We start from the raw sequence: 25,512 nt of genomic DNA on the forward strand, positions 1-25,512 counted from the left end.
ATGGACGCCGACAGCCCGATGGACCCGGTGCAGGCCCTGCGAGAGACAGCGTTCTGGCTCGAACGGTCGCGGGCGGAGACGCACCGCGTGAAGGCGTACCGGCGGGCGGCCGACGTGGTCGCCGAACTGTCCGACGAGCAGCGGGACGTCCGCGGGCGTACCGACAGCTGGAAGGACCTGCCGGGCATCGGGCCGAAGACGGCGACGGTGATCCGGGAGGCGCTCGACGGGGTGCCCGTCTATCTGGCGGAACTGCGAGAGAATGCGGAGCCGATCGGCGGCGGCGCGTTGCGTCAGGCGCTCAAGGGCGATCTGCACACCCATTCGGACTGGTCCGACGGCGGCAGCCCGATCGACGAGATGATGCGCAGCGCGGCCCTCATCGGCCACGAATATTGCGCTCTGACAGACCATTCCCCACGGTTGACCGTCGCGAACGGGCTGTCGGCGGAGCGGCTGCGGTCTCAGCTGGAGGTGATCGCCGAGCTGAACGAGGAACTCGCGCCGTTCCGCATCCTCACCGGCATCGAGGTCGACATCCTCGAGGACGGTTCGCTCGATCAGGATCCGGACCTGCTCGACGAACTCGACATCGTCGTCGCCAGCGTGCACTCCAAGTTGCGGGCGGAGCGCGGGGCGATGACCCGGCGGATGGTCAGAGCCGTCGAGAATCCGCTGGTGGACGTGCTGGGTCACTGCACGGGCCGGCTCGTCGAGGGCGGGCGCGGGACCAGGCCGGAGTCGACGTTCGACGCCGAGCAGGTGTTCACGGCCTGCCGCGACCACGGCACCGCCGTCGAGATCAACAGCCGTCCCGAGCGCCGCGACCCCCCGAGCCGGCTCATCGATCTGGCCATGGACCTGGGGTGTCTGTTCTCCATCGACACCGACGCGCACGCCCCGGGTCAACTCGCCTGGCAGGGTTACGGATGCGAGCGCGCGATGCGGTGCGGGGTCGACGCCGACCGCGTCGTGAACACGTGGTCCGCCGACGACCTGCTGGAGTGGGCCAAGTGACGCCTGTGCGTGGCTAGCGAGTGCAGGGACTCGTCAACCACGCACGGGCCGAAGGCCCATCGTGAGCATCCCGCTCCCCGCCCCCGCGATTTCGCCTGCGGCGGGTGCTAATTCGGCTCGGGCGCGCTCCTGCAGATCGTGATCGCCGACGGCGGCCGCGGCGTGTTCGATCAGCGACCACAGCGCCTCGACGAGCAGATCGCGCGGCGGCTCGGGTGCCCGGCGCAGGGCGGCCGCCGCGTCGTCCGGGCGACCGTCCGCCAGCAGGAGGTGGGGCCGCGCCCACGGTTCGTACGGTCCCCACTCGGTGTCGGCGTCGAACGTCGCCGGCAGGCCCCGCGACACCCGCAGGCACAGCAGCGCCAGCGGGAGGATCCCGTGCTCGAGGCCGGGCATCCCGCTGCCGTCGAGGAGCTTCGCCGCCGCCCGGTAGCCGGCCTCGGCGTCCGCGTCGGACGCACCCGTCGCCGCCGCGCGCATCGCCCGGTACCACGTCGTGAACACGGCGACGAGCGGTCGCTCGTGCCGCTCGGCCAGGTCGTCCGCGGCGGCGGCGTGCTCGTCGGCGCCGGCGAAGTCGCCGAGCGCCCCGAGCGCCTGCAGCCGAACGAGATGCCCGAGTACCTCGAAGTTCACGAACCCGTGTCGCACCGACAGTGTGATCAGTTCCCGGCCGATCGCGTCCCGCTCGGGAGCGAGGCCCGAGCGGTGGAACGTGTGCATGAAGACGCCGTTCAGCGCGGATGCGAGCAGCGCCGGGTCGTCGAGTGCGCGGGCGATCGCCTCGGACTCCCGGGCGGCCCGCAACCCGCGGTCGCCCGGTGTCCCGCGGGACTCCAGGGCGATCGTGGCCAGCAACCGAGCACGGGCAGTGTCGTGGACGCCGGGCGACAGCCGCGCGAGGGTGCGTTCGGCCGCGGCGACGATCAGCGCCGCCTGCTCCGGGTCGTCGGATCGGGTCCAGATGCCGGGAACGTCGTAGGCCCCGATCACGCGGGCGGTCAGCTCTGGGTCACCCAGTCGTTCGGCGGCGACGATCGTCGCGAGCCGTTGCTCCCGGGCCGCCGCGAGACCGCTGCCGCCGGCCACGGCGAGGCTGCGCAGCAGCCCGACCGTCGATTCGAGTCGCGCCCGGGCACCGGACGCCACCGTGCGGTCGTAGGCGGCGGCCGCGCGCTCCCACATCCGGTCGGGGTCGAGTTCGAGGCGGTCGTCGCGGCGCAGGATGTCGGTTTCGAGGGACGTCAGCTGCGGGCTCGGGTCGATTCCGAGTTCTTCGGCGAGCAGCTCCCGCGCCCGGCGCAACACGGCCAGTGCCTCACCCTGGCGGCCGCAGCGGTAGAGGGCGAGGGCCAGCAGCCGCCACGCCCCTTCCCGCCAAGGGTGTTCGGCCACAAAGGCATCGAGGTCCGGTACGGCCTCGGCGGCGAGCCCGACGGCCAGCCGGGCCTCCGCCCGCCGCTCCACCGCGGACAGTCGCAACTCCTCGAGCCGCGTCCTGTCGGCGTGGGCCCACGACTCCCCGGCGAACTCCGCGTACGACGGGCCGCGCCACCACCCCAGCGCTTCCTCCAACAGCTCGAGTGCCCGCCCCGGTGCGGCGGTCGCGGCCTCGGCGACCGTGTGCTCGAACCGCCATGCGTCCACGGACTCCGGGCCGGCCCGGAGCGCGTACCCGGGACCGTCGGTGACGAGCAGCCTCGCGGCGGTACGGGCCGCGCGCTGCGGCTCGAGGGCACGCCGCAGCGCCGAGACGAACGTCCGGACCGCGCCCTTCGCTCCGGCGGGTGGGTCGACCCAGAGGTCGTCGACGATGACGCCGACCGGGACGACCCGTCCGCGGGCGACGATCAGGCGGGCGAGCACCGCCCGGTGACGTGGTCCCTTCAGCTCGACGGGGCCGCCCGTCTCGTCCCACGCGACCACCGGCCCGAGCACACCGAACGTAGGAGTCACTCCGCCACGGTATAGCGCTCATCGAATGCTCATCGACCGCCCCGAGACTGGACGAGAACCACCCCGAGCACGGAAGGCCACCACCTATGACCCCTGTCATCCCCGGATTCGACTACCAGCGCGTGACCGTCGCCGACGACGTGGACCTGCACGTCGCGGTCGGCGGTTCCGGCAGCCCGATCGTCCTGCTGCACGGCTTCCCGCAGACCCACCTCATGTGGCGGCACGTCGCCACCGACCTGGCCGCCGACCACACCGTCATCTGCCCGGACCTGCGCGGCTACGGCGCCAGCGGCAAACCTGCCGAGACGGACGGCACCGTCTATTCGAAGCGGACGATGGCCGCCGACGTCGTCGCGCTCGCGAAGGAACTGGGCCACGACCGGTTCGCGCTGGCCGGGCACGACCGCGGCGCGCTGGTCGCCATCCGCGCCGGACTCGACCACCCCGATGCGATCAGCCATCTCGCATCGCTCGACGTGCTGCCCACGTTGGACATGTGGGACATCCTGCACGGAGTAGACGCCGCGGTCGCGTTCCACCTCTACCTGATGGCGCAGCCACCCGGACTGCCGGAGCAGATGATCGGCGCGAGCGCCGACGCGTTCTTCGGCCACTTCCTCGACGCCTGGACCGCTGATCCCGACGCGATGCCCGCCGACGTGCGTGCCGAGTACCTCCGGGCGTCCCGTGACGCCGTGCCGTCCATCGTCGCCGACTACCGGGCGTCGGCGGGCATCGACGTCGAGCACGACCGGGCGGACCGGGCTGCCGGGAACCACCTGCGGATGCCCGTCACCGTCGTCCAGCAGGACTGGGGCAGCGTGCTCGGCTACGACGCCGCGGGCCTCTGGCGGGCCTGGGCACCCGACCTGGTGCACGACACCCTCGCCGCGGGTCACTTCATGGCGGAGGAAGCGCCCGGGGACATCGTCGACGCACTGCGTGCGCTTCTGAAGAGGTAGACGCCGAAACAGGTTGTACAGCAACATCATAGATGCAGTGAGCGTGGCGGCGTAGAATCGCCGGGGAGCCTGGTCGGTCGTCATGTCCGACACTTCGGCACGATCGGGAGGTATTCATGCGCACCGACGGTGATTCCTGGGACATTGTCAGCAGCGTGGGGCTCACGGCCCTGGGGGTGGCGACGTTCCGGGCGCTGGAAACCGGCCGTCCCGATGCCCTGATCCGCGACGACTACGCGCCGTGGTTCGTGGAGGCGGCGGGCGAACCGCATTTCACCGGGCTGCTGGCCGACCCGTCCTCGCTGGGAGACACACCGTTCTCCGGTTTCATGGGGTTCCGGACGCGGTTCTTCGACGAATTCTTCCTGACGGCCGCGGCGGACGGAGTGTCGCAGGCGGTGATCCTCGCAGCCGGGTTGGATGCGCGGGCGTATCGCCTCGACTGGCCGGCGGGCACGACGGTGTTCGAGGTCGATCAGCCGAAGGTGCTGGAGTTCAAGGGGGAAGTGCTGTCCGAGCACGGTGCGCGGCCGAAGGCCGATCGCCGCGCGGTGCCGGTCGATCTCCGGGACGATTGGCCGGCCGCCCTCGACGCCGCAGGCCTCGACCGCGGCAAGCCCACCGCGTGGTCGGCCGAGGGACTGCTGGCGTACCTGCCGGGCGCGGCACACGACGCGCTGTTCGAGCGGATCGACGAACTGTCGAGCCCGGGTAGCCACATCGCTGTGGACAACTTCGCGCCGGGCGCCGACGCGAAGCGTTTCGACGAGATCAGGAAGAAATACTTCGACAAGGACCCGTTCGGCGACCTCGACATCACCCAGTTGTTCTACGGCGACGAGCGCGCCGACCCGGAGCACTGGCTGACCGAGCACGGCTGGTCGGTGCGGAGTTATTCTCCGTTCGCGCTGGCCGAGTCGTACGGCAGGCCCGCGCCCGAACTCCCGGAGGAACTCGCGGACCTGGCCGACCGCGCGACCTACCTGACGGCAGTGAAGACCGGCGGCTGAGTCAGCCCCGCTCGGCGGCGAGTTCCTCGAACAGCGTCGGGTCGTGGGCGGAGAAGACCCGGACCCGCGGGGCCACCTGATTGTTCAGTTCCCGCAGCCGGCGGTGATTGTCGCGGATCTTCGAACGGTCCACCGCGATCAGCTCTTCCATCACCCGCAGTGCGCGACCGGTGGTTCCCGGCGGCACCTGCCCGGGGGCGGCGACGGTGCTGCGGTGGTAGAACGCGTCGCCCGCGTGCAGCAGCCAACCGCGGTCGCCGGTGTCGACGGCCACCGCCGCGTGACCGCGGGTGTGCCCGGGCATCGGGACGAGCACGATGCGGTCGCCGACCCCGTCGATCGGGTGGGCGCCGGAGAAACCGAGCACGGATTCGCCCGGCCCCGAATAGGTGTGCGTCCTCGGCCGCGGGGTGAGCTGGGCGGGGCGGTACCGCACCTTCTCCCGGAACGACGAACGTCCCTCCGACGCAGCCTCTTCCGCGGCGGTGGTGTGCAGGGTGGCATTCGGGAAGTCGGCGACCCCGCCGATATGGTCGAAGTCGAGGTGCGTCGCGACGATGTGGGTCACGTCCGAGGGATCCAGCCCCAGCTTGCCGAGTTGGCGGACCGCCGTCTCCGACTCGCGGAACCGGGCGCYGATCAGCTTCGCGTACTTGCCGACGCGACCGATGGGGTCGGCGACATCCGCCAGTCCGAAACCGGAGTCGACGAGCACGATGCCCGTGTCGGTTTCGCATGCCAGCACGTGGCACACCAACCGCCCGATGAGCGCCGAGGAGAACGAGCCGCAATTGAGGTGGTGTACCCGCATGGGCGTTCACGCTAGCCGAGTCGGCGTTCGCGGGCGCCCGATTACACCGCGACCGGGGACGACGCCTGCGCCCAGAACCGTTTCGGTATCCGCCCGGCGGTCCTGGCGCGACGTCCGGCCGTGACCGCCCCGGCCATCGCCGCCGCCATTAGCGGCGGGTCCGACGCCCGCGTCACCGCGGAGGCGAGGAGGACGGCGTCGCAGCCGAGTTCCATCGCCAGCGCCGCATCGCTCGCGGTGCCGATCCCGGCGTCGAGAATGACCGGGATGTCCGTGCGCGCGACGATCATCTCGATGTTGCGGGGATTGGAGATGCCGAGCCCGGTGCCGATCGGCGACCCGAGGGGCATCACGGCGGCGCACCCGGCATCGACCAGACGCTGCGCGAGCACCGGGTCGTCGTTGGTGTACGGCAGCACGACGAAGCCGTCGTCGACGAGTTGTTCTGCTGCCGACACGAGTTCGATCCCGTCGGGTAGGAGGGTGCGCTCGTCGGCGATCACCTCGAGCTTGATCCAGTTGGTGCCCAGTGCCTCCCGGGCCAGCTGTGCTGTCAGCACCGCCTCCGCGGCGCCGCGGCAGCCGGCGGTGTTCGGCAACAACGCGATGCCCAGCCGATCCAGCAGTTCGAGCAGACCGGTCCTCCCCACGGCATCCACCCGGCGCATCGCCACCGTGGTCAGTTCGGTGCCCGAGGCGATCAGCGCCTCTTCGAGAACGGCCAGGTTGGCCGCACCCCCGGTACCCATGACCAGCCGCGACGAGAAGTCCCGGCCCGCGATCGTGAGTGCGTCGGTGTGATTGCGCATAGGTACCTCTCCGATCGGGTTGAGTACCCGAACCCTACGGTCGAACCGTCCCCGACGTCAGAGCCACTTGTGTGCTGCGTCATAGGTCCAGATTGGACCCCTGCGCCGCCGTTCTTCTGGATCTTCTGGACCCGTACCAGATGCCGCAGAGTTGTCGGTCAGATGAGCTGAGTGGCACACGCAGCGACGTCACGATGGGAGCAGGCATGAACACGATGGTCGCCGGCAGGAACCGCACCGCGAGGTCGAGGGAGGAGCAGCGTTTGGCCGCGGAATTGGAGGATGCCCGGCGTCGCATCATCGAACTCATGGGGCAGCTCGCCGAAACAGTGCGCAGTCGTGACGCTTTGAGCGATCGGATGCAGGTGATGACGTGGAATGCCCGGTGGGGCCGCGAACCCGTTGGATTCGGCGGGCTCTGACCCCGGCGCTACAGCCACGTGGTCGGGCGGATCAGATTCGCGAGATCCACCAGCGTGTACCGGTGCCTGCGCTCGGGCGCCTTGCGGGCGAGGGCACGGAGCGCCGCCTCCGCCCCGGTGCGCAGACCGCGCTCGGTGAACGGCACACCGAGGATCCTCGTCGCCTCGGGGACACCGCCGGCATGCAACCAGTCCACGGCCACCCCGAGAACGAGCACGCGGGTCTGGAGCGCGCGTCGCTCGTCGTGGGCGAGCAGTTCGACGCGGCGGGCCGCCTCCTGCAGATCCCGTTCGCTCACCTCCGCGAGGGGCCGATCGTGGACGAGCATCAGCACACTCGTCAACCGCGCCTCGGCGTAGTGCCGGGACGTCGGCGGCACCTCGTCGAGCGCCTCCACCGCGTTGACCCGGTCGTCGCGGTGCTCGAGTTGCCGTGCCAGCCCGAACGCGGCACTGACCGCGCCGTGATCGGTGCGCCACACCGTGCGGTAGTACTTCTCGGCGGTCCCGCGCCACCGCCCGAGGTTCTCGGCGGCGCGGTATTCGCACCACATCTCGGACGTCGCCGCGAGCGCGAGTTTCGGGGCCTCCTCGCCCGGTAGCGCCGTCAGGACCGAATCGAAGCGGGTGAACGCCTCCTCGAAGTCGCCGCCCACCAGAGCGCACAGCCCGGTGTGCCAGTCGACGCGCCACGTGTCCTCGAGTTCGTGGTCGAGGGATTCGAGGATGGTGGTGGCATCACGCGGCTGCCCGAGGTCGAGGTGCGCGCGCACCTCGGCGAGCGGGATCTCGATGCTCGTGGACTCCACGCCCTCCTTCGCCGCCACCTCCTTCGCCCGGTGCAGCGAATCGAGGAGTTCCCGCGGTCTGCTGTGCACGACGGACAACAGCGGGGCGGCCGGATCGTCCGGGTCCACCAGCGGAATCGGCAGTGCCCGAACGATGCTCATCGCGCTGATGCGTTCGTCCCGGCGATGCCCGTCGACGTAGACGTCGGTGCGGCTGATCGTGAGGTCGGTCCCGAACGTCGTGCGCTGCGGGCTGAAACGGTGGGACAGTCCCGGCTGCGGGTTTCCGGTCCGCTGGGCCCGCACCTCTCGCAGAACACCCTGGAGCTGCGTCGACATCTCGTCGGCCGACGCGAAACGCTTGGCCGGGTCGGGGTGGATGGACCGGAGCAGCAGCCGCTGGTAGAACTCGTATTCCGCCAGCAGCGGCGACGCCTCCGGAGTCGGCAGGCCGTCGACGTAACAGCCCCCGGCGGTGGGCATGTCGAGGGTCAGGACGGCGAGCGTCCGCCCGACGGTGTAGATGTCCGAGGCGACGGTGGGCCCGGTGGTGGCGATCTCGGGGGCTTGGTAACCCTGTGTGCCGTAGATGTATCCGTGATCGCCGATCCTGGCGACCGCGCCCATGTCGATGAGCTTGAGCTGGTCGTAGTCGTCGCCGATCATGATGTTCTCGGGTTTGAGGTCGTTGTACACCAGCCCCATCGAGTGCAGGTATCCGAGCGCGGGCGTGACCTCGAGGAGGTAGCGGATGGCATGCTCCACCGGCAGCCTCGGTTTCGGGTCGTCGGGCGCCGCCTCCTCCTTCAGTTCGGTGAGCACGTCGCGCAGGGTCCGGCCCCGGACGTACTCCATGACGATGTAGCCGACGGGATTGCCGTCCATTCCGGGGTGTTCGACGAAGTTGTAGATCTTCACGATGCTCGGGTGCGTCACCTCGGCGAGGAACCGGCGCTCGGCGAGCGCCACTTCCTGGGCCTCGGGGTCGCCCGAATGCAGCAGGCCCTTGAGGACGACCCAGCGGTCGCTGACGTTGTGGTCGAGCGCGAGGTAGATCCAGCCGACGCCGCCGTGGGCGAGGCACCCGAGAACCTCGTACTGACCCGCCACCAACTCGCCCGCCTCCAGTTGGGGGGCGAACGAGAAAACGGTCCCGCAGTGCGTGCACACCCCCTCCGTGTCGCCCGGCCGGGCCGCGGTGGAGCGTCCGACCGGCCGCTTGCAGCGGTCGCAGTACCGTTTGTGCTCGGCGAGAACGGGATTGGTCAGGAGCATCGACAGGTCGGAGGTGTGCGCGGCGTCCGGCACCGTGCGGGACGAGGGGACTTCGTCCTCGTCGTCGTCCGCGAACGGATCGAACCGCACTCCGCGTGTGGATTCCGGTTCGTCCATCGGGGTTCGCCTGGTCTCGTCGCTCACGGTCGGTGACACCTCAGTCCCGGTAGGTGGCGGTCGGCGGTCCCGTGACGGGTCCGAGTACCGTCAGCCAGCTGTCGTAGAGCCTCATCCACGTTCCGTCTGCGCGCATCCGATCCAGCGTCCCGTTCACGAAGCGCACCAGATCCTCGTTGCCCTTGTTGACCCCGATACCGTACGGCTCCGACTGCAGCGGCGGGCCGACGATCTCCAGATTCGGATCCTGCTCGGCGAGCCCGGCCAGGATGGAGTCGTCGGTGCTCGCGGCGTCGGCCCGACGCTGCTGGAGCGTCACGAGGCAGTCGTCCCAGTCGGGCACCGTCACGATCGTGGCCTCGGGCTGCACCCGGCGAACGGTGTCCAGTGAGGTGGTGTCGGCGACGGTGCAGACGCGCTTGCCCGCCAGATCCTCCGGGCCGGAGATACCGGAGACCTTCGGCACCAGCAGTCGCTGGTACGCCTGGAAGTACACGGTGGAGAAGGCGACGCGCTCGGACCGTTCACACGTGATCGTCGTGCTCTTGACGACGAGATCCACGGCCTTCTTCTCGAGGGCGTCGAAACGGTCGCCGGACGTGAGCAGGCGGAACTCGACCCTGCCGGGGTCGCCGAACAGGTCCCGCGCCATTTCACCCGCGACGTCGACGTCGAATCCCATCAGCATGCCGGTCGTCGGGTCCCGGAAACTGAACAGGTTGGTGTTCTGGTCGATCCCGACGACGAGCCTGCCGCGCGCGGTGATCTCGGCCAGCGCGCTTCCCGGCGCCCGGACGTCCGGCGCGGTGACCGGGCGGAGGCTCGCCAGCGCGCCGCAGGAGTCGGGTGCGGGTGGTTCCGCGGGCACGTCGCCGGTCGGCGGATGGATCTGAAGCCCGTTCGTCAACGGCTGTTCGGAGTAATCACCGCTGGCGATGGGAGTGAGGGGTTGCGGGGCGGCGCATCCGGCCGCGAGAACGGTGGCCGCGGCGGCCGAAAGGATGAGGGCGCGCGGGCACGTCCGCCGTCTCGGTCGCCTCACCCGCGTCATCAGTGGTACTCGTTCAGTCTGGGCCAGATCCCCCCACCGACGGCGAACCCGCAGAGCACGCCGATCACCATGCTACCCACCGCGAGCAGCGACAACGAGCGAAAGGACTCGGTCATTCCGTCGACTTCCTCGCCGCGGAAGCTGTCGATACCGTGCTGCAGCGCCTCGTCGAGGGCCGCGAACGTCGCGGGAGACGCGGAGTCCGCGGGGCCGATCGCGACGGCCGTCGCCCCCGGGTAGTCCCCCACCTCCAGCCTCTGCTCCAGCATGTCGTGCGCGTGCCGCCAGTCGCCGAGTGCCGTCACCGCCTCGTCGATCGGCTGCGTGGCGCCCGGTTCGTGAGAACCGCCCTGCAGGCCCGCGAGCACGTCGGCCAGCGCGGCGGAGCGGTGGGCGTAGTCGATCTCGGACTGTTCGTCGGAGCCACGCTGCAGCAGCGCGAGGGTCTCGTCCGCCCGGGCCTGCTGAGCGAGGATCCTCGCCTGGGTGATCGTCGCGAGTGGTTGCGCCCCTTCGGTTCTCGCCCGATCAGTGGCCGCGGTGGAGACCAGGGTGGCGCCGGCCAGCCAGACCAGGAGGGTGGCGGCGAGCAGGGACGCGACGACGAGGCCGGGGTTGATGCGGCGTTTGCTCTTGCGCGCCAGGTACACCTGCGCGAGGAGGAGCGCGACGAGCAGAGCGACGGTGGCGGCGAACGCGACTCTGGGGAGCCGCCCGGTGAGGACCTGGGTGTCGGCGACGGCTCTCGACTGCTCCGAGTACAGACGTTCGGCGGCGGGCAGGATCGTGTCCTGCATCATCGAGGACGCGTCGCTGAGATAGGCGACGCCGACCGGGTTGCCCGATCGGTTGTTGGCGCGGGCCGTCGCGACCAGGGTGGTGTACGCGGCGAGGTTCCGGGACACCTCGGACAACTGGGCGAGGGCGGCGGCGTCGGTCGAGTCGACCCCGTTCGACGCGGTGACCAGCGCATTCGACGCGTCCCCGATCGCCTGGTTGTACCGATTGCGGACGGCGATCGGCTCGACGCCGCCCGAGATGAACGACGTGGCTGCCGCGGCGTCGGCGATGGACAGCGAACTGTAGAGCCGTTCGGCCGCGTAGGTGAGGGGTTCGGTGTGCGTCCGCAGGGTCTCGATGCGTTGTTGCCGGGCGCCGATCGCCGCCGACGTGACCGCCCCGGTCGCCAGCGCCGCGGTGACGAGCACGATTCCCAGCACGGACAGCCGTCCCGGGGTCGAGACGAGGAATTCCCGCCACGGCCGGCGCCGGGAGTCGGGCTCGACGAGCAGCGACTCGTCGAGCGAGTGTTCTTCGGTGACGACGTCGTCTCCGCGGTGGAACACGGTGTCCTCCTCCGCCGAGGTCTTCTGCAAGTGTGCCCCGATTCGCGGCGGGTCGTGCCGGAAAAAGCCGATGTGGCATCGGGGGCACAAAAGAGGGGCAGGGACCGCCGGTGCGGTCCCTGCCCCTCTTCGACAAGGTGTGTGTCAGTGTTGTTCGTGCGTCACGACGCCGACGAGTTGTTCCGCTTCGGCACCCGTGGCGGCGGGTTCGGCGGCCGGTTCCGCGGGCGGGGTGACGGTGTCGAGGCGTTCGGCGCTGGTGCGGCTGCGCCGGCGGAACTCGTAGCCGATCAGGATGAAGGCCAGAGTCACCACACTCAGCCAGAACTGCGAACGGGTGGTGGGGAGCACGGCCATGGCCGCGATCACCGTCCCCATCAGCGCGATGGTCGCGTAGCTGAGCCAGGGGAACAGCCACATCTTCAGGGTGAGGGCCCCGGGATCCTGCGCCTCCAGCTTCCGGCGGAGCGCGACCTGGGAGATCGCGATCATGAGGTAGACGAAGAGCGCCACGGCGCCGTACGAGTTGACCAGGAACGAGAACACGAGATCCGGGGATACGAACGCGGCGATCACCGAGGCGTATCCGATCACCGTCCCGGCGAGGATGGCGCGCCGGGGCACTCCGCCACCCGACAGGCGGGTGAACATGTGCGGGGCGTCGCCGTTGCGGGTGAGGGCGAAGAGCATCCGCGAGGACGTGTACAGGGCGGAGTTCAGGCAGGACAGCACCGCGGTGAGGATGACGACGTTCATGATCGTGGCCACCCCGGGAATGTGGAGGGCGGACAGGGCCGCCGCGTAGGGGCTGACTCCGACGGCTTCGGCGCTCCACGGCACCACGGCGACGACCACGAAGATGGATCCGACGTAGAAAGTGATGATCCGGACCACGATGGAGCGCATCGCCCGGGCGACGGCCTTCTTGGGTTCCGCGGACTCGGCGGCCGCGATGGTCACGATCTCGGCGCCGGTGAAGAAGGCGACGCAGGGAACGACCGCGGCGAGTACCGCGCCCCAGCCGAGCGGAGCGAATCCGCCGTGATCGACGAGGTTCGCCACCCCGGGGGTCGAGTCCGGCCACAGTCCGGTGATCCACAGGGCACCCAGACCGAGGAAGAGGACGATCGCGATCACCTTGATCGACGAGAACCAGTACTCGAACTCGCCGAACGACCGGGCCGATACCAGATTGGTGCAGGTCAGGATGACGAGAAGGCCGAGGCTGAGGATCCACAGCGGCGCGGACGGCAGGTAGAGCTGGAGTATTCGGCCACCGGCGATGGCTTCGACGGCGACGACGATGACGAAGAAGTACCAGTACATCCAGCCGACGGAGAATCCGGCGCGATTGCCGAGCGCTTCCCTGGCGTACACGTAGAACGATCCGACCACCGGCTTGGCCACGGCCATCTCCGCCAGCATCCGCATGATCAGGAGCGTGATGACCCCCGCGATGAGAAACGACACGATCGCCGCCGGGCCCGCGCTCTCGATGACGACACCGCTGCCGACGAACAATCCGGCACCGATCACGCCGCCCAGGGCGATGAGATTCATGTGCCGCTTCTTCAGACCCTTCCCGAGACCGGAGTCCTGGGATTGGGCCGGGGGTGGTGTTGCAGTCACGTTTTCCTCCACTGTGCGCTGACCGGAAACGTCAGGTCGCCATCGCGATCCGGGTCGGATCACCGGCGGTTGGAACGGAGAACAGTGCCGGCGGAGAAAGAGGAGACGATCCACCGCGAACTGAACTGTTGATGTGATGCACAACACTGTATGGAGGGTGCGGTGGGGAGCACAGTGCCAGTTCCGGTGCGCCTCTGAGGTCCAGATTGTGAGGTTTGACGGTTGCTGCCGTTACCCCAGTTCGTAGACGCGGCCGGTGTGGATCCCGGCCACCGATTTGACGAACGCGCGTGCGACGTCGGCGGCGGGAACGGGCGCGAATCCGGGGAAGAAGTCGCCGTAGACGTCGAGTGCTTCGGTGACGACGCTCGGGCTGACCGCGTTGATGCGGATGCCGCGCGGAAGTTCGGCTGCGGCCGCTTTCACGAACGCCTCCAGGGCCCCGTTGACGGTCGACGCGACCACACCCGAGCGAATGGGTTCGCGGGCGAGCACCCCCGTGACCAGGGTGAACGAGCCGCCGTCGGCGACGAACGGCAGCCCGCGCAGGACCAGTTCGATCTGCCCGAGCAATTTGTCGTCGAAACCCTGCCGGAAGTCGCTGGTCGTGGTGTCGCCGAAGGCAGGGAACGGGGTGACACCCGCGGTGCTGACCACCGCGTCCACCGTCCCGACCCGTTCGTACAGCGCGGTGACGGACGCGGCATCCCGGAGGTCGACCGCGACCTCGGTGGAGCGGGATGCGACGACGACGTCGTGGTCGGGTGTCAGGGCGTCCACCACCGCCGTGCCGATGCGGCCGGTGCCTCCGACGACGAGAACCTTCACGAGTTGACCTCCTGTCCGTGCACGGCGGCGACCGGTGTCGCCCGGTGTGCCGGTGTGCGGGTGGGTGCGGCGGGTTCGACCGCTAATCCGGAGTCGGCGAGCGCGGCGTCGAGTTGTTCGGTGTGGAAACCGCTGCGGACGGCCCACACGTAACTGACCAGGGCCAGCGTGATCACGACCAGYAGGTCCCAGTAGTCGGCGAGCGGCGGTTCGTCGAGAGGACCGAATTCGCCGTAGTAGGACACCAGCAGCGTCGCGAGGAGGGTGGCGATCAGCCAGACACCGGCGTCGAGGTGACGACGGCCGGCCGGAGTGCTCACCACCCGCAGCGCGAGCACGAAGGCCAGCAGTGCCGCGGTCATCGCCGCGAAGTAGACCGGGAACGACCAGCTGCCGGCCCGCTGCACCTCGGTGGTGTTCATGAACCATCCGCCGCGGGAACTGACGTAGATCCACACGACCAGGAACACCGCCGAGATGGACCACCCGGCGGGCCTGCGAACCCAGCCGTGGTTCACCGACGTGTAGGCGCCGTAGATGCTCACCCCGGCGAATGCGATGACCAGGAGCTGCGCGAGGGACGCGAAGCCTGCGGCGTAGACGATGAACAGGCCTGCCGCGTAGCCGGCGGGCGCCCAGAAACCGATTGCGGGCAGCCGCCAGGTGCGGTCCGCGTGGGGTGCGGTCTTGCGGAGCACCGGTGCGATCGCGCTGCCCATCAGGTAGCTCAGCACCAGGCAGACCGACACCACCGACACCAGCTGGTACCAGCTCGGGAACGGGAGCATGAAGAGCGCGCTGACCACGATCGCGACCACGAGCGACACCCACGGGATGCCGTACCGGTTCACCTTGGCGAGACCCTTCGGCGCGTACTTGTCTATGCCGAACGCGAACGAGGCCCGGGCGGCACTGCCGAGGGTGACCCAGCCGTTGCCCGCCGGGGAGATGGCGGCGTCGATCAGCAGGACGGTGGCGAAGGCGCCGAATCCGGCCGCGCCGAGAGCCTGGAACAGCGGGGCCGACGCCCAGTCGCTGGTCCGCAGACCCGCCCAGTCTCCGACGGAGATCCCGGCGTCGGACCAGTCGAGTGCGCCGAGGAAGCCGATCTGCAGGCCGATGTACACGACCATCGGGATGAGGATGGAGAGCACGATCGCCAAGGGGATGTCGCGCTTGGGGTTTCGCGCCTCCCCGCCGTAGTCGAGCACCTGCCGGGAGCCGAGGTAGCCGAACGCGATCCCGCCGATCGCGAGAGCGTGCACGATGCCGCCCGCGCCGGTGGGGAGGAAGCCGCCGCCGACGGTGAGGTTGCTCGAGTTGAACGCGAAGAACAACAGGAGGAACGTCAGGCACGGGACGACGAGCTTCCACATCGTCACATACGTGTTGACCTTCGCCAGCAGTTTCACGCCGAACAGGTTGAGGACGAAGAAGATCGCGAGAATGCCGATGCCACAGAGTATTCCGTTCGGCCAGGCGAGGATGGTGGTGCCCTGCTCCACCTTCACCAGGCCGAGATGAGGGAAGCGGCCACCGAGATAGGTCAGGACGGCCTGCGCTTCGATGGCGGGCAGGCAGACGGTCCCGATCCAGTATCCCCAGCCGGTGATCCACCCGGCGAATGCACCGTGAGAGAGCGCCGGATAGCGCACGATCCCACCCGATCTCGGGAACAGGGTGCCCAGTTCGATCCAGGTCAGCGACACGACGATGAACAGGCCCGCGCCGAGGATCCACGACAGGATGGCGGCCGGGCCTGCGACCGACGCCGACGACAGCACCGCGAACAACCAGCCGGAGCCGATCTGCGTGCTGACCCCCAGCAACGTCAGCTGCCAGAGTCCGAGGGTTCTCTTCAGTTTGTGATCGGGAGCGTCCGGGGACCCGGGCGCAGAAGGTGAATCCGGTAATGTGCTCATGTGAATCCTCCTTGGGGATTCAGGTGCCCGCTCTCATTGGCGTGAGGTTTCGGCGGGCGCCGGGGACCATCGTGTCCGGGGGTCGACCTCCTCGGCAGAAGAGATCGACCCCGCCCCGGTGGGTTGCTGAAAAGTGTTCGGGGTCAGTGTCTGCCGAAGATGAGGTCGTGCCAGCCCTTGTGTGCCTCTCCGGTGATGTCGGACATGACGTGCTTGACGTTGGTGTACTCGTCGAACGAGTAGGTGGACATATCCTTGCCGAATCCGGAGGCCTTGTAGCCGCCGTGCGGCATCTCGCTGATGATCGGGATGTGGTCGTTGACCCACACGCACCCGGCCTGGATTTCCCGGGTGGCCCGCTGCGCCCGGTACACGTTCTGCGTCCAGGCGGATGCGGCGAGGCCGTAGGGGGTGTCGTTGGCGAGGGTGATGGCCTCGTCGTCGGTGTCGAACGGCAGTACGACCAGGACGGGGCCGAAGATCTCCTGCTGGACGATCTCGGAGTCCTGCGTCGCGTCGACGATCAGCGTCGGCTCGTAGTACGCGCCCGCGGTCGGGGTGTGTTTCGGGATACGGCCGCCGCGAACCACTTTCGCGCCGGAGTCGCGGGCCCGGTCGACCATCGCCGCGACCTGGTCGCGCTGCTTCAAGGAGATCAGCGAACCCATGTCGGTGTCGGTGTCGTCGGCGGGGCCGACCTTCACCTCGTCCATCAGTTCGGCGACCCGCTGGACGAAGTTCTCGTAGAGCGGACGCTGGACGTAGGCGCGGGTGGCGGCGGTGCAGTCCTGGCCCGCGTTGATCAGCGAACCGGCGACGGCGCCGCGGGCGGCCGCCTCGATGTCGGCGTCGTCGAACACCACGAACGGTGCCTTGCCGCCGAGTTCCAGATGGACCCGTTTGACGCTGCCGGCCGCGGCCGCGGCGACCTGCTTGCCGACCGGCGTCGACCCGGTGAACGAGACCATGTCCACATCGGGATGCTCGATCAGAGCCTGTCCGGCAATCCGTCCGGCTCCGGTGAGGATGTTGACGACGCCGTCCGGCACGCCGGCTTCCTTCGCGGTCTCGGCGAAGAGCAGCGACGTCAGCGGGGTGAGCTCGGAGGGCTTGAGGACGATGGTGTTGCCTGCGGCGACCGCGGGCAGGATCTTCCAGGCGGCCATCTGCAGCGGGTAGTTCCACGGCGAGATCGACCCGACGACGCCGATCGGCTCGCGCCGGATCGACGAGGTGTGATCGCCGGAGTACTCCCCGCTCGCCTTGCCCTCCAGATTGCGGGCGGTGGTGGCGAAGAACGTGACGTTGTCGATGACCCCGGGGATGTCGAAACCGTCGGCCAGCTTGATCGCCTTGCCGCCGTTGCGGCTCTCCAGGGCGGTCAGCTCCGTGCTGCGGGACCGCAGGACCTCGGCCCAGCGCAGCATGATGTCCGAGCGTTCGGCGGGCGTGGTGCGGGACCAGCCCGGGAACGCGGCGCGAGCGGCCGCGACGGCGGCGTCGACATCCCCGGTGGCCGCGGCCAGGCCGGTGGTGATCGGCTCACCGGTGGACGGGTCGATGATCGTCAGCTCCGTGTCGGAGCTGCCGTGCCGGCGTTCCCCGGCGATGAACTGCAGCTTCTCGTGGGTGGTCATCAATTCTCCAGATCGAGTTGGTCGAGTAGTTGCCGGGCGTCGTCGCCCTGGGACTCCGGGCCCCACAGGTCGCCCAGGGTGTAGCCGCGCGGAAACGGGTCGTCCGCGTCGAGGACGTACTGGTTGAACCCGGTGATCCAGCCGCGACCGCTGACCGACGGCAGCACCGCCCGGTGCGGTCCGACGTCGGTGATGTCGGTGAGTGTGCCGGTGAACGTGGTGCCGAGCAGGCTCTCGTGGACGAACTGCTCTCCGAGCGCCAGTTCGCCGCGCGCGTGCTTGGCGGCCATCCGCCCGCAGGTGCCGGTGCCGCACGGCGACCGGTCCAGCGCGCCGGTCCACGTCGTCGGGTCGTCGAGGTCGACGGTGCCGTTGGGCAGGACGACGGTGTTGCGCCCGGAGACCCCCGGGGTCGGGGACGGGCCGTGGATCATCGTCAGTGCGACGTGGTCGATGTCCGGGTTGAACGGGTGCCGGACCGCGACATCGCGTTGCGCGACGGTGCGCAGCACGGCCCCGGCGCGGGCCAGGTCCTTCGCGGCGCCGGGCACCAGTTCGACACCGAGGTCGGCGGCCTTGGCCTGGACGAAGAACTGCCCGCCGAAGACGATGTCCACCGGGACGGTGCCGTATTCGGGCAACTCGAGCGGATGGTCGATGGCCACGGCGAACGCGGGGACGTTGTCGAAGGTGACCCGCACGACCCTGCCGCCGGCGATGTCGGCGCGCACGTGCACGACACCGACGGCGGTGTCGACCTTCAGCTTCGTCACCGGCTCCTGCACCGGCAGGGTGCTGGTCTCCAGGAGCGCGGTGACGGCGCAGATGAGGTTGCTCCCGGACATCGGCCGGAATCCCCCTTGTTCGAGCACCACCATGCCGAAGTCGCTGTCCGGGTTGACCGGGGGCAGCACCAGGACGGCGCACAGTCCGGGATAGCCGCGCGGCTCGTGCAGCATCAGCAACCTCAGATCGTCGAGGTGCTCACGGCAGTACTGCAGCCGGTCGGCCATGGTGGCGCCTTTGACGTGCAGGTGGCTGCCGATGAGCACCCGTCCGGGCTCGCCGGCGGCGTGGACGTCGACGGCGTTGATGGTCTGCCTGGGGATCACGGTCTCGTCCTTCGGTTCTAGTTCTCGACGACCGGTTCTAGTTCTCGACGACGCTGACGCCGGCCGCGACGAGGAGGCGGCGGAACTCGTCCCGGAACTCCGGTGCCAGTGGCAGCACCGGGCGGCGGGTCGGGCCCGCGTCCTGGCCGACGAGCTCGAGGCCGGTCTTGATAGCGCAAGCGTAGTTGTGTGATTCGAGGAATTCGCAGATCGGGAAGATCTTCGTCCACAGTTCCCGGGCGGCAACCAGATCGCCGCGGACGGCGAGGGCGTCGAAGAAGTCCGCGCACAGCTGCGGGATGACGCTCGCGGTCCCCCACACCGACGCCTTCGCGCCTGCGGCGAGCCCGGCGAACGAGAGGGTGTCCCAGCCGTTCAGCGCGGTGATGTCCGCGGCGTGGTGGTTCAGCACGGACGCGAACTTCGCCGCGTCTCCGCCGGTGTCCTTGTAGGAGTTGACGCGGGTCTTGCGTGCCAGTTCGGCGAACTGCGCCGGCGCCAGGTCCACCCCGGTGGCGGAGGGGAGATTGTAGTACATGATGTCGATGTCGACCGCGTCGGACACCGCGCTGTAGTGCGTCAGCAGTTCGTCCCAGGACGGGGTGTCGTAGAACGGCGGGACGATCATCACCGCGGCGGCGCCGGCGTCGGCGGCGTGCTTGCTCAGCTCGACGGTCTCGGCGGTGCTCAGTGCGCCGGTGCCGGCGACGACGGGGACCCGGCCCGCCGCGGCCTCGATGTACAGCTCCGTCGCCCGCTTGCGTTCGTCGGTGGACAGGGTCGTGAACTCACCGGTGCTACCGCCGGGGACGAGGCCGTTGATGCCGCCGCCGATGATGTGCTCGGCCTGACGCTTGATGCCGTCGGGGTCGACGGCCGATCCGTCGGCGGTCAACGGGGTGACGACCGCGGCGAGGATTCCGCTGAACTGCGTGCTCATGAATTGTCTCCTTGTGTGTCAGGGGTGGTCGGAGTCGCCGATGATCGAGACGACTTCTTCTGCGCTGCTTCGGATGTGCCGGGTCACTTCGGCCCGGATGATGTCGGGGTCCCCCAGTTCGATGACGTCGACCAGCCGGGCGTGCATGGCGAGGTCGCGGTCGGGGTCGTAACGGGTGGCCTGGTCGACCGTCATGGCCATGCGGATCTGCGCCGCCACGAGAGGCCAGATCTTGATCAGCATCTCGTTGCCCGACGCCAGCCACAGCGTGCGGTGGAACTCGAGGTGCGTCAGGTCGGACGCCACCACGTCGCCGGAGGCGATCGCCGTTCGGTGGGCGTCGAGTGCCTGCCGCAGGGTGTCGAGTCCGCCGCGGGTGGGGTCGGCGGCCAGCCGTTGCGCCGCCGTGGTCTCCAGCGAGACACGGACCTCGGCGAGGTCGAGCAACGCGTGCGGGCTGGTCTGCGCCACCCGAATCCCCTTGTACGGCTCCTGGATCAGGGTTCCCTCGTGAATCAGCACGTGCACTGCTTCGCGCAGGGTGGGCCTGCTGACGCCGAGGACGGCGGCGAGTTCGACTTCCTTGATCCGCTGGCCGGGTTGCAGTTCCCCCGTCAGGAGGGCCCGGCGGATCGAGTCGGCCACTTCTTCCCGGCGCGTGCCGCTGCTGATCGGCTGCAGACCGCGGACGACGCCGGTGCCGGTAGCCGGTTGTGCGATCGTCATGGCGTGAGGTTTCTTTCTCGGAAGGCGCCTGCCGAGACGGCCGATCAGGCGCGGCGCAGGGCGCGCCGGGACAGGAAGCGGTTGGGCGAAATCGAGGTGGCGATCTCCGGAACACGATGATTGACAATGGTTTCGGTGATGATCTCGGCGGTACCCGGCGCCAGGGTCAGGCCCAGCATGCCGTGCCCGGAGGCGATGTAGGCGTTGTCGAGGTTCCCGAACTTGCCGACGATCGGCAGGCCGTCCGGGGTCATCGGACGCAGTCCCGCCCACGGCGCCGCCGCTCCGGGCGGGTTGTCCCAGCCGTCGAAGTTCTCGGCGGCCGCACGCTGGATGGCGGCGACCCGGGTCTGGTTCACGCTCTCCTCGAAGCCGCCGAACTCCATGGTTCCGGCGAGCCGGATCATGCCGTCGAGCGGGGTGACCGCCACGCGGGCGTCCTCGAGTGTCAGGGAGGTGTTCAGCTTGATCGGCGCCGGACTGTAGTCGACGCTGTAGCCCTTGCCCGGACGGATCGGCATCGGGGCGCCGAGTTCCTTCGACAGCGGGCCACTCCACACGCCTGCCGCGAGCAGCAGCGCGTCGCCGTCGATCTGCTCGCCCGTGTCGGTGACGACACCGGTCACGGTGGAGCCCCGGCGCAGGAACCGGCCCACCTTGGTGTTCTCCCGGATCTGCACCCCGAGTTCCTCGCAGCGCTTGACCAGCGCACGGGTGAGGGAGTCCGGTTCGAGCTGGCGGTCGTCGGCGAAGAAGAGGCCGTGCTTGATCCGGTGGTTGAGCGCGGGCTCGGTTTCCTGGACGCCGTCGCTGTCCAGGTGGGTCGGGTGCATGCCGAAGCCCTCGAAGATCTGCAGGGATCCGCAGTGCTCCTCGTAGCGCTCCCGGGTCTCGAACGCCAGCAGTACACCGGCCTTGTGCATCTCGAATTCGATGCCGTCCTTGGTGTATTCGTCGAGCAGGTCGTTCGCGTCGGACGCCAGCCGCAGGTGTGTCTCCAGCCCGAAACGGAAGTCCCGGGCGTTACAGTGCCGCGCCATCGTCAGCATGAACTTGATGAAATCCGGTGCCACCGAAGGCTTCACGTAGAGCGGGCTGTCGGGCTTGAGCATCCACCGCAGTCCCTGCAGGATGACGCCCGGCGCCGGGACCGGCCCGCTCTCGGCCAGCGCGATCTTCGCGGCATTCCCGTGGGTGGCGGCCGACCCCGCGGTCCGGGCTTCCAGTACGACGACCTCGCAGCCGGCCTTGGCGAGACGGTACGCACTCGCCAAGGCGACGACACCACCTCCGACAACAACGATTCGCATGATGTCTTCAGCCTCCTGACAGCGCCGACCGGCGCTTCGATGCAACCGGTGGGTCGCGAAAAATGTGAGATGCAGTTTGTCAGACAATCTGCGCTTGTGATGGGCAACACTAAGCACTCCGTCGACCCGCTGTCAACGGCTGGGGAAAATTGGCGTCCCTCCCGTGATCGAACGGGGCTTCTCTACGTCCATATGGGTCCCAGGTCCGGGATTGTCAGGCAATATGCATAATGGGTTTCAAGGAAGTCCCCACTCGACAAGGCGGATCATGGCGAAGTCACCGGCCACGGCCGACGGCACGGCGGCAGTCGCACCGAGCAGTGCCTCGGCGCTGCTGCCGGTCGCCTCGACCACCCGCCGCGACGGCGTCATCGCCGAGATCAAGCGCGCGATCGTGCTCGGCGCCCTGCAGCCCGGCGAGAAGCTCACCGAGGCCCAGCTGTCATCTTCGCTGAGCGTGAGCAGGCCTACCGTCCGCGAAGCCCTCAACCAGCTGGCCCAGGAGGGGCTGCTCGTGCAGGAGCCGTACCGCGGCCTGCGGGTGGCGTCTCTCGACGCCAAGGCCCTCCTCGACATCGCCGAGGCGCGCGTCGCGATCGACATGCAGGCGATGACCGCGATCCTCGCCGACGGCTCCGGCCGACGCCTCGAGATGGTGATGGCCAGCTGGCGCGAGTACGCGCGGCTCGCCTTCGACCCCGACCCGCTCGTCCAGCACGATGCCCACCTGCGATTTCACCGCAGCATCTGGGCGGCGTCGGAGAACTACCTGCTGCTGAAGCTGTGGCCGGTCACCGAGGCCCACATCACGATCGCGCTCGCGCAGGACCAGTTCACCCGGTCGGACCCTCAGCGTGCCTTCGAGGTCCACGAGCGGCTGGTCGACGCGATTCGCACGCGCAACCTCGACAAGATCCGGGCGGCTTTCGTCGCGCACACCATCGACAGCGCCGAAGAACTCGTCGCACTGATGGCGGCCGCCGAGGGCTCGGACTGAGCTTCGGGCCCCTTCGGAAGGCTGCGGCCGCCGAGATAACCCGAAATTTACACACCGTCGGCTGACGCGCACCGGCGCAGGCGCGACCGGACAATCCCCAGCTCAGCTGCCCGTGGGCTCCTCTGCGCACGATGGTTTTGTTTCGTCCGGGTGACGCCGATCGACCGAAGTCTCGAAAACCTTCCGCGACCTCTTGCGCTCCGTCTGATTGTTTGACAATCTTACGTAGGAGGAAATGCGGCGTGGATCACACTTTCGCCGACTTCCGCACCAGCCGAGCCATGGAGACACACGCGCTTCGCTCGAATCGCCTCACCGAACTCGGAATTCGGACCCAGTGCCGCCGCACCCCACGGCGCCTGCACCCTGCACACGAAGAGGGCAGTCATGCAAAAAAGCACCAAGAGAGTTCTCGGCGTCGCCGGTATCTGCGTCGTCGCCGCGGCATCCGGCTACGTCGGCGCCGGCCTGAGCAGCGGATCGGAGTCCGGCGGCGTCGGGGGTCCGCAGGGCTCGTTCATCGACGACATCAAGGATCGGGGGGAACTGCGGGTAGGTGTGGCAATCGCCGCGCCGATGACCGTCCAGGGCGCCGACGGAACGCTCGGGGGACCGAACCTCATCCCACTGCGGGCGCTGGCGGACCAACTCGGGGTGGAACTGAAGCCGGTGGCCGCCGAATGGAAGAACATCGTCGCGGGACTGCAGGCCGATCGCTACGACTTCGCCGCCAACCTCGACTACACCGTCGAACGGTCGCTGGCCATCCAGTTCACCGATCCGGTCTACGAGTACCAGGCGGTGTACGTGGTGAAGGCCGACTCGCCGCACACCACCGCCGAACAGATCAGGGCGGACGGGGGTGCCGTCGCGACCGCGCAGGGCTCCGCTCCTGAAAAGGCGGTTCAGGAAACAGGATTGACCGTCATGCCGGTGGACAACTATTCCAACGCGCTCTCCGCCCTCCAGGCAGGTCGCGTGATCGCGGAGTTCGCCGATCTGCCGACCGCCGAGGCCCAGACCCTCGCCGATCCCAGCCTGAAGATCGTCGTGCCCAATCCGCCGATCTACTCCGCGTCGGCCGCGTACGGTATCCCCGCCGACACCGACACGCGGTCGCTGCAGATCATCAACATCGCCATCGAGCGTGCACGCGAGAGCGGACAACTCGCCCGCGCCTACGCCGACGTCGACTACCACGAGATCGACGATCTCGGCGACCTGGTCAAGAAGTAGGGGCGGCAGCCATGAACTACGAATTCGACTGGACCATCGTCGCCGACGCGTTTCCCCTGATGCTCGAGGGCCTGGTCGTCACGCTCGAACTCACGGTCGTCACCATCGCGATCAGCATGGTCCTCGCCGTGCCCGTCGCGGTCGCGCGGATGTCGGAGATCGAACTGGTCCGCTGGGGGGCGCAGGCCTACATCGAAGTGTTCCGGTGCACCCCGATGCTCGTCCAGCTCTTCTGGATCTTCTACGCACTCCCCGCCCTCACCGGTCTGACGATCTCCGGATTCACCTCGGCGATTATCGCACTGTCGGCGAACCTGACCGCATTCATGGCCGAGGCCTACCGAAGCGGATTCCAGGCAGTGCCCGTCGAGCAGGTCGAAGCCGGCAAGATGCTGCGCCTGACGCGACTGCAGCAGTTGCGCTACATCATTGTTCCCCAGGCGATTCGGCAGCAGACGCCGGTCATCCTCTCGCTGAACATCTCGATCTTCAAGGATTCGGCCCTGGTGTCGACGATCGCGGTCGCGGACCTGATGTTCGTCGCCAACACGATCTCGTCCGAGACGTACCGTTCGCTGGAAGTCTTCACCCTCGCCGCGGTGATCTACTTCGCGGTCGCGTTCCCGGTCTCCCTGGCCACCAGCAATCTCGAACGACGCATGCAGCAGAACTCGGCACGCGGGGCAACGGGCAGCCAGAGCTTCCTCAGCCGCATGATTCCCGGGCGACGGGTGGCGACGGCATGACGACCGACCACCGCACCCCCACCGATCGCACGAACCGAACCAGAGGCCAGCGATGAAAACCCTCGAATCCACCGCACCGTTCCACACCGAAATCGGCGGCGTCCTCGTCTCCGCCCGCGGCCTGCAGAAGAGCTTCCACGGCCGCACCATCATGCGCAACGTCGACTTCGACATGCACGCCGGCGACATCACCGTCATCATCGGCAAGAGCGGATCCGGCAAGAGCACCATGCTGCGCGCGCTCGCCGGTCTCACCGAGCCCGACGAGGGAACCATCGACTTCGACGGCGTCCGAGTCTTCGAGGACCAGCAGCGCACCGAGGCGTGGGCGGACAAGAGCTTTCACGTCGGCATGGTGTTCCAGACGTACACCCTCTGGCCGCACATGAACGTCCTCGACAACCTCACCCTCGCGCCCCGCAAACGGCTCGGCATGTCCGGCTCCGAAGCCCGGGACCGCGCCGAGTCCGCGCTCGCGGAGGTCGGGATGAAGCAGCACATCCTGAGCCGGTGCACCCAGCTGTCCGGCGGTGAACGCCAGCGCGTCGCCATCGCCCGCGCGTTGATGATGAAGCCGCGACTGCTGCTGTGCGACGAGATCACGTCGGCGCTCGACCCGCCGGTGGCCGCCGAGGTGCTCGAGGTGCTGCGGCGCCTGAAGGCCGAGGAGGGCATCGCCATCGCACTGGTCACCCACGACATGGCCTTCGCGTCGAAGGCGGCCGACCGCCTGGTGTTCTTCCAGGACGGCGAGATCGCCGTGAACACCACGCCGGAACTCGCGTTCACCAGGTCCGACAACGAAGAGCTGAACAAGTTCATCGACGCCGTCCGGTTCTGACCGCACCACCCCCCGACACTC

At 68.7% G+C, this 25,512-nt stretch carries 22 protein-coding genes; 8 read left to right on the forward strand and 14 right to left on the reverse strand.

Annotation, left to right across the window (positions count from 1 at the left end; translation table 11 throughout):
• The first annotated feature begins 18 nt into the window (after positions 1-18).
• The gene (locus AC1DWT_RS10170; protein WP_072942652.1) at positions 19-1,017 is read left to right on the forward strand and encodes a PHP domain-containing protein; all 999 of its coding nucleotides are present in this window, start codon (positions 19-21) and stop codon (positions 1,015-1,017) included.
• 33 nt (positions 1,018-1,050) lie between these two features.
• On the opposite strand, the gene AC1DWT_RS10175 is transcribed toward AC1DWT_RS10170, so the two are convergent.
• A complete protein-coding gene (locus AC1DWT_RS10175; protein WP_241031410.1) occupies positions 1,051-2,973 on the reverse strand; it encodes an AfsR/SARP family transcriptional regulator in 1,923 nt (640 codons plus the stop codon).
• Between the two features lie 86 nt (positions 2,974-3,059).
• Here AC1DWT_RS10175 and AC1DWT_RS10180 point away from each other — a divergent pair, with 86 nt between their 5' ends.
• Positions 3,060-3,938, forward strand: coding sequence for an alpha/beta fold hydrolase (locus AC1DWT_RS10180; RefSeq protein ID WP_206014097.1), 879 nt, complete (start codon positions 3,060-3,062; stop codon positions 3,936-3,938).
• A 116-nt stretch (positions 3,939-4,054) separates the two neighbouring features.
• Entirely contained in the window at positions 4,055-4,948 is an 894-nt protein-coding gene (locus tag AC1DWT_RS10185; RefSeq protein WP_206014096.1) for a class I SAM-dependent methyltransferase, read from the forward strand.
• A gap of 1 nt (position 4,949) precedes the next feature.
• On the opposite strand, the gene AC1DWT_RS10190 is transcribed toward AC1DWT_RS10185, so the two are convergent.
• Together AC1DWT_RS10190 and thiG are read right to left on the reverse strand one after the other, a co-directional pair.
• A complete protein-coding gene (locus tag AC1DWT_RS10190; protein ID WP_477920393.1) occupies positions 4,950-5,759 on the reverse strand; it encodes an MBL fold metallo-hydrolase in 810 nt (269 codons plus the stop codon).
• A gap of 41 nt (positions 5,760-5,800) precedes the next feature.
• Positions 5,801-6,568 (reverse strand): thiazole synthase, encoded by a 768-nt coding sequence (thiG, locus tag AC1DWT_RS10195; RefSeq protein ID WP_072942526.1) that lies wholly within the window; start codon positions 6,566-6,568, stop codon positions 5,801-5,803.
• A gap of 206 nt (positions 6,569-6,774) precedes the next feature.
• Here thiG and AC1DWT_RS10200 point away from each other — a divergent pair, with 206 nt between their 5' ends.
• Complete coding sequence (locus AC1DWT_RS10200) at positions 6,775-6,990, forward strand: hypothetical protein (protein WP_206014094.1); 216 nt, start codon at positions 6,775-6,777, stop codon at positions 6,988-6,990.
• 8 nt (positions 6,991-6,998) lie between these two features.
• Here AC1DWT_RS10200 and AC1DWT_RS10205 read toward each other — a convergent pair whose 3' ends face one another.
• The 11 genes from AC1DWT_RS10205 to AC1DWT_RS10255 form a co-directional block, all read right to left on the reverse strand.
• Positions 6,999-9,170 carry a serine/threonine-protein kinase gene (locus AC1DWT_RS10205; RefSeq protein ID WP_206016108.1) on the reverse strand — a complete coding sequence of 724 codons (2,172 nt, stop codon included), beginning with the start codon at positions 9,168-9,170 and terminating at the stop codon, positions 6,999-7,001.
• 40 nt (positions 9,171-9,210) lie between these two features.
• Positions 9,211-10,221 (reverse strand): glutamate ABC transporter substrate-binding protein, encoded by a 1,011-nt coding sequence (locus AC1DWT_RS10210; RefSeq protein WP_072942523.1) that lies wholly within the window; start codon positions 10,219-10,221, stop codon positions 9,211-9,213.
• Positions 10,221-11,597, reverse strand: a complete 1,377-nt coding sequence (locus AC1DWT_RS10215; RefSeq protein WP_477920394.1) for a hypothetical protein — start codon at positions 11,595-11,597, stop codon at positions 10,221-10,223. The genes AC1DWT_RS10210 and AC1DWT_RS10215 overlap by 1 nt, the downstream gene beginning before the upstream one ends.
• Positions 11,598-11,711: 114 nt before the next feature.
• Positions 11,712-13,127: an amino acid permease gene (locus AC1DWT_RS10220; protein ID WP_241031678.1), complete on the reverse strand. Its 1,416-nt coding sequence runs from the start codon at positions 13,125-13,127 to the stop codon at positions 11,712-11,714.
• A gap of 300 nt (positions 13,128-13,427) precedes the next feature.
• Positions 13,428-14,024 (reverse strand): short chain dehydrogenase, encoded by a 597-nt coding sequence (locus AC1DWT_RS10225; protein ID WP_072942519.1) that lies wholly within the window; start codon positions 14,022-14,024, stop codon positions 13,428-13,430.
• On the reverse strand, positions 14,021-15,946 hold the full coding sequence (locus tag AC1DWT_RS10230; protein WP_072942518.1) for an APC family permease: 1,926 nt from the start codon (positions 15,944-15,946) through the stop codon (positions 14,021-14,023). The genes AC1DWT_RS10225 and AC1DWT_RS10230 overlap by 4 nt, the downstream gene beginning before the upstream one ends.
• A gap of 143 nt (positions 15,947-16,089) precedes the next feature.
• Positions 16,090-17,583 carry a gamma-aminobutyraldehyde dehydrogenase gene (locus tag AC1DWT_RS10235; protein WP_206014091.1) on the reverse strand — a complete coding sequence of 498 codons (1,494 nt, stop codon included), beginning with the start codon at positions 17,581-17,583 and terminating at the stop codon, positions 16,090-16,092.
• On the reverse strand, positions 17,583-18,695 hold the full coding sequence (locus tag AC1DWT_RS10240) for a proline racemase family protein (protein WP_095865381.1): 1,113 nt from the start codon (positions 18,693-18,695) through the stop codon (positions 17,583-17,585). The genes AC1DWT_RS10235 and AC1DWT_RS10240 overlap by 1 nt, the downstream gene beginning before the upstream one ends.
• A 37-nt stretch (positions 18,696-18,732) precedes the next feature.
• Positions 18,733-19,635, reverse strand: a complete 903-nt coding sequence (locus AC1DWT_RS10245; RefSeq protein ID WP_095865380.1) for a dihydrodipicolinate synthase family protein — start codon at positions 19,633-19,635, stop codon at positions 18,733-18,735.
• 18 nt (positions 19,636-19,653) lie between these two features.
• Positions 19,654-20,361, reverse strand: coding sequence for a GntR family transcriptional regulator (locus tag AC1DWT_RS10250; protein WP_072942513.1), 708 nt, complete (start codon positions 20,359-20,361; stop codon positions 19,654-19,656).
• A gap of 44 nt (positions 20,362-20,405) precedes the next feature.
• Entirely contained in the window at positions 20,406-21,671 is a 1,266-nt protein-coding gene (locus AC1DWT_RS10255) for an NAD(P)/FAD-dependent oxidoreductase (RefSeq protein WP_072942512.1), read from the reverse strand.
• Between the two features lie 268 nt (positions 21,672-21,939).
• On the opposite strand from AC1DWT_RS10255, the gene AC1DWT_RS10260 reads away from it, so the two are divergent.
• The 4 genes from AC1DWT_RS10260 (at position 21,940) to AC1DWT_RS10275 (ending at position 25,491) form a co-directional block, all read left to right on the forward strand.
• Positions 21,940-22,668 carry a GntR family transcriptional regulator gene (locus AC1DWT_RS10260; RefSeq protein WP_095865379.1) on the forward strand — a complete coding sequence of 243 codons (729 nt, stop codon included), beginning with the start codon at positions 21,940-21,942 and terminating at the stop codon, positions 22,666-22,668.
• A gap of 387 nt (positions 22,669-23,055) precedes the next feature.
• A complete protein-coding gene (locus AC1DWT_RS10265; RefSeq protein ID WP_072942510.1) occupies positions 23,056-23,904 on the forward strand; it encodes a substrate-binding periplasmic protein in 849 nt (282 codons plus the stop codon).
• Between the two features lie 11 nt (positions 23,905-23,915).
• On the forward strand, positions 23,916-24,650 hold the full coding sequence (locus AC1DWT_RS10270; protein WP_095865378.1) for an amino acid ABC transporter permease: 735 nt from the start codon (positions 23,916-23,918) through the stop codon (positions 24,648-24,650).
• Between the two features lie 52 nt (positions 24,651-24,702).
• Complete coding sequence (locus AC1DWT_RS10275; RefSeq protein ID WP_072942507.1) at positions 24,703-25,491, forward strand: amino acid ABC transporter ATP-binding protein; 789 nt, start codon at positions 24,703-24,705, stop codon at positions 25,489-25,491.
• Positions 25,492-25,512: the final 21 nt, after the last annotated feature.

The organism is Rhodococcus sp. P4_B6, from assembly GCF_056402215.1.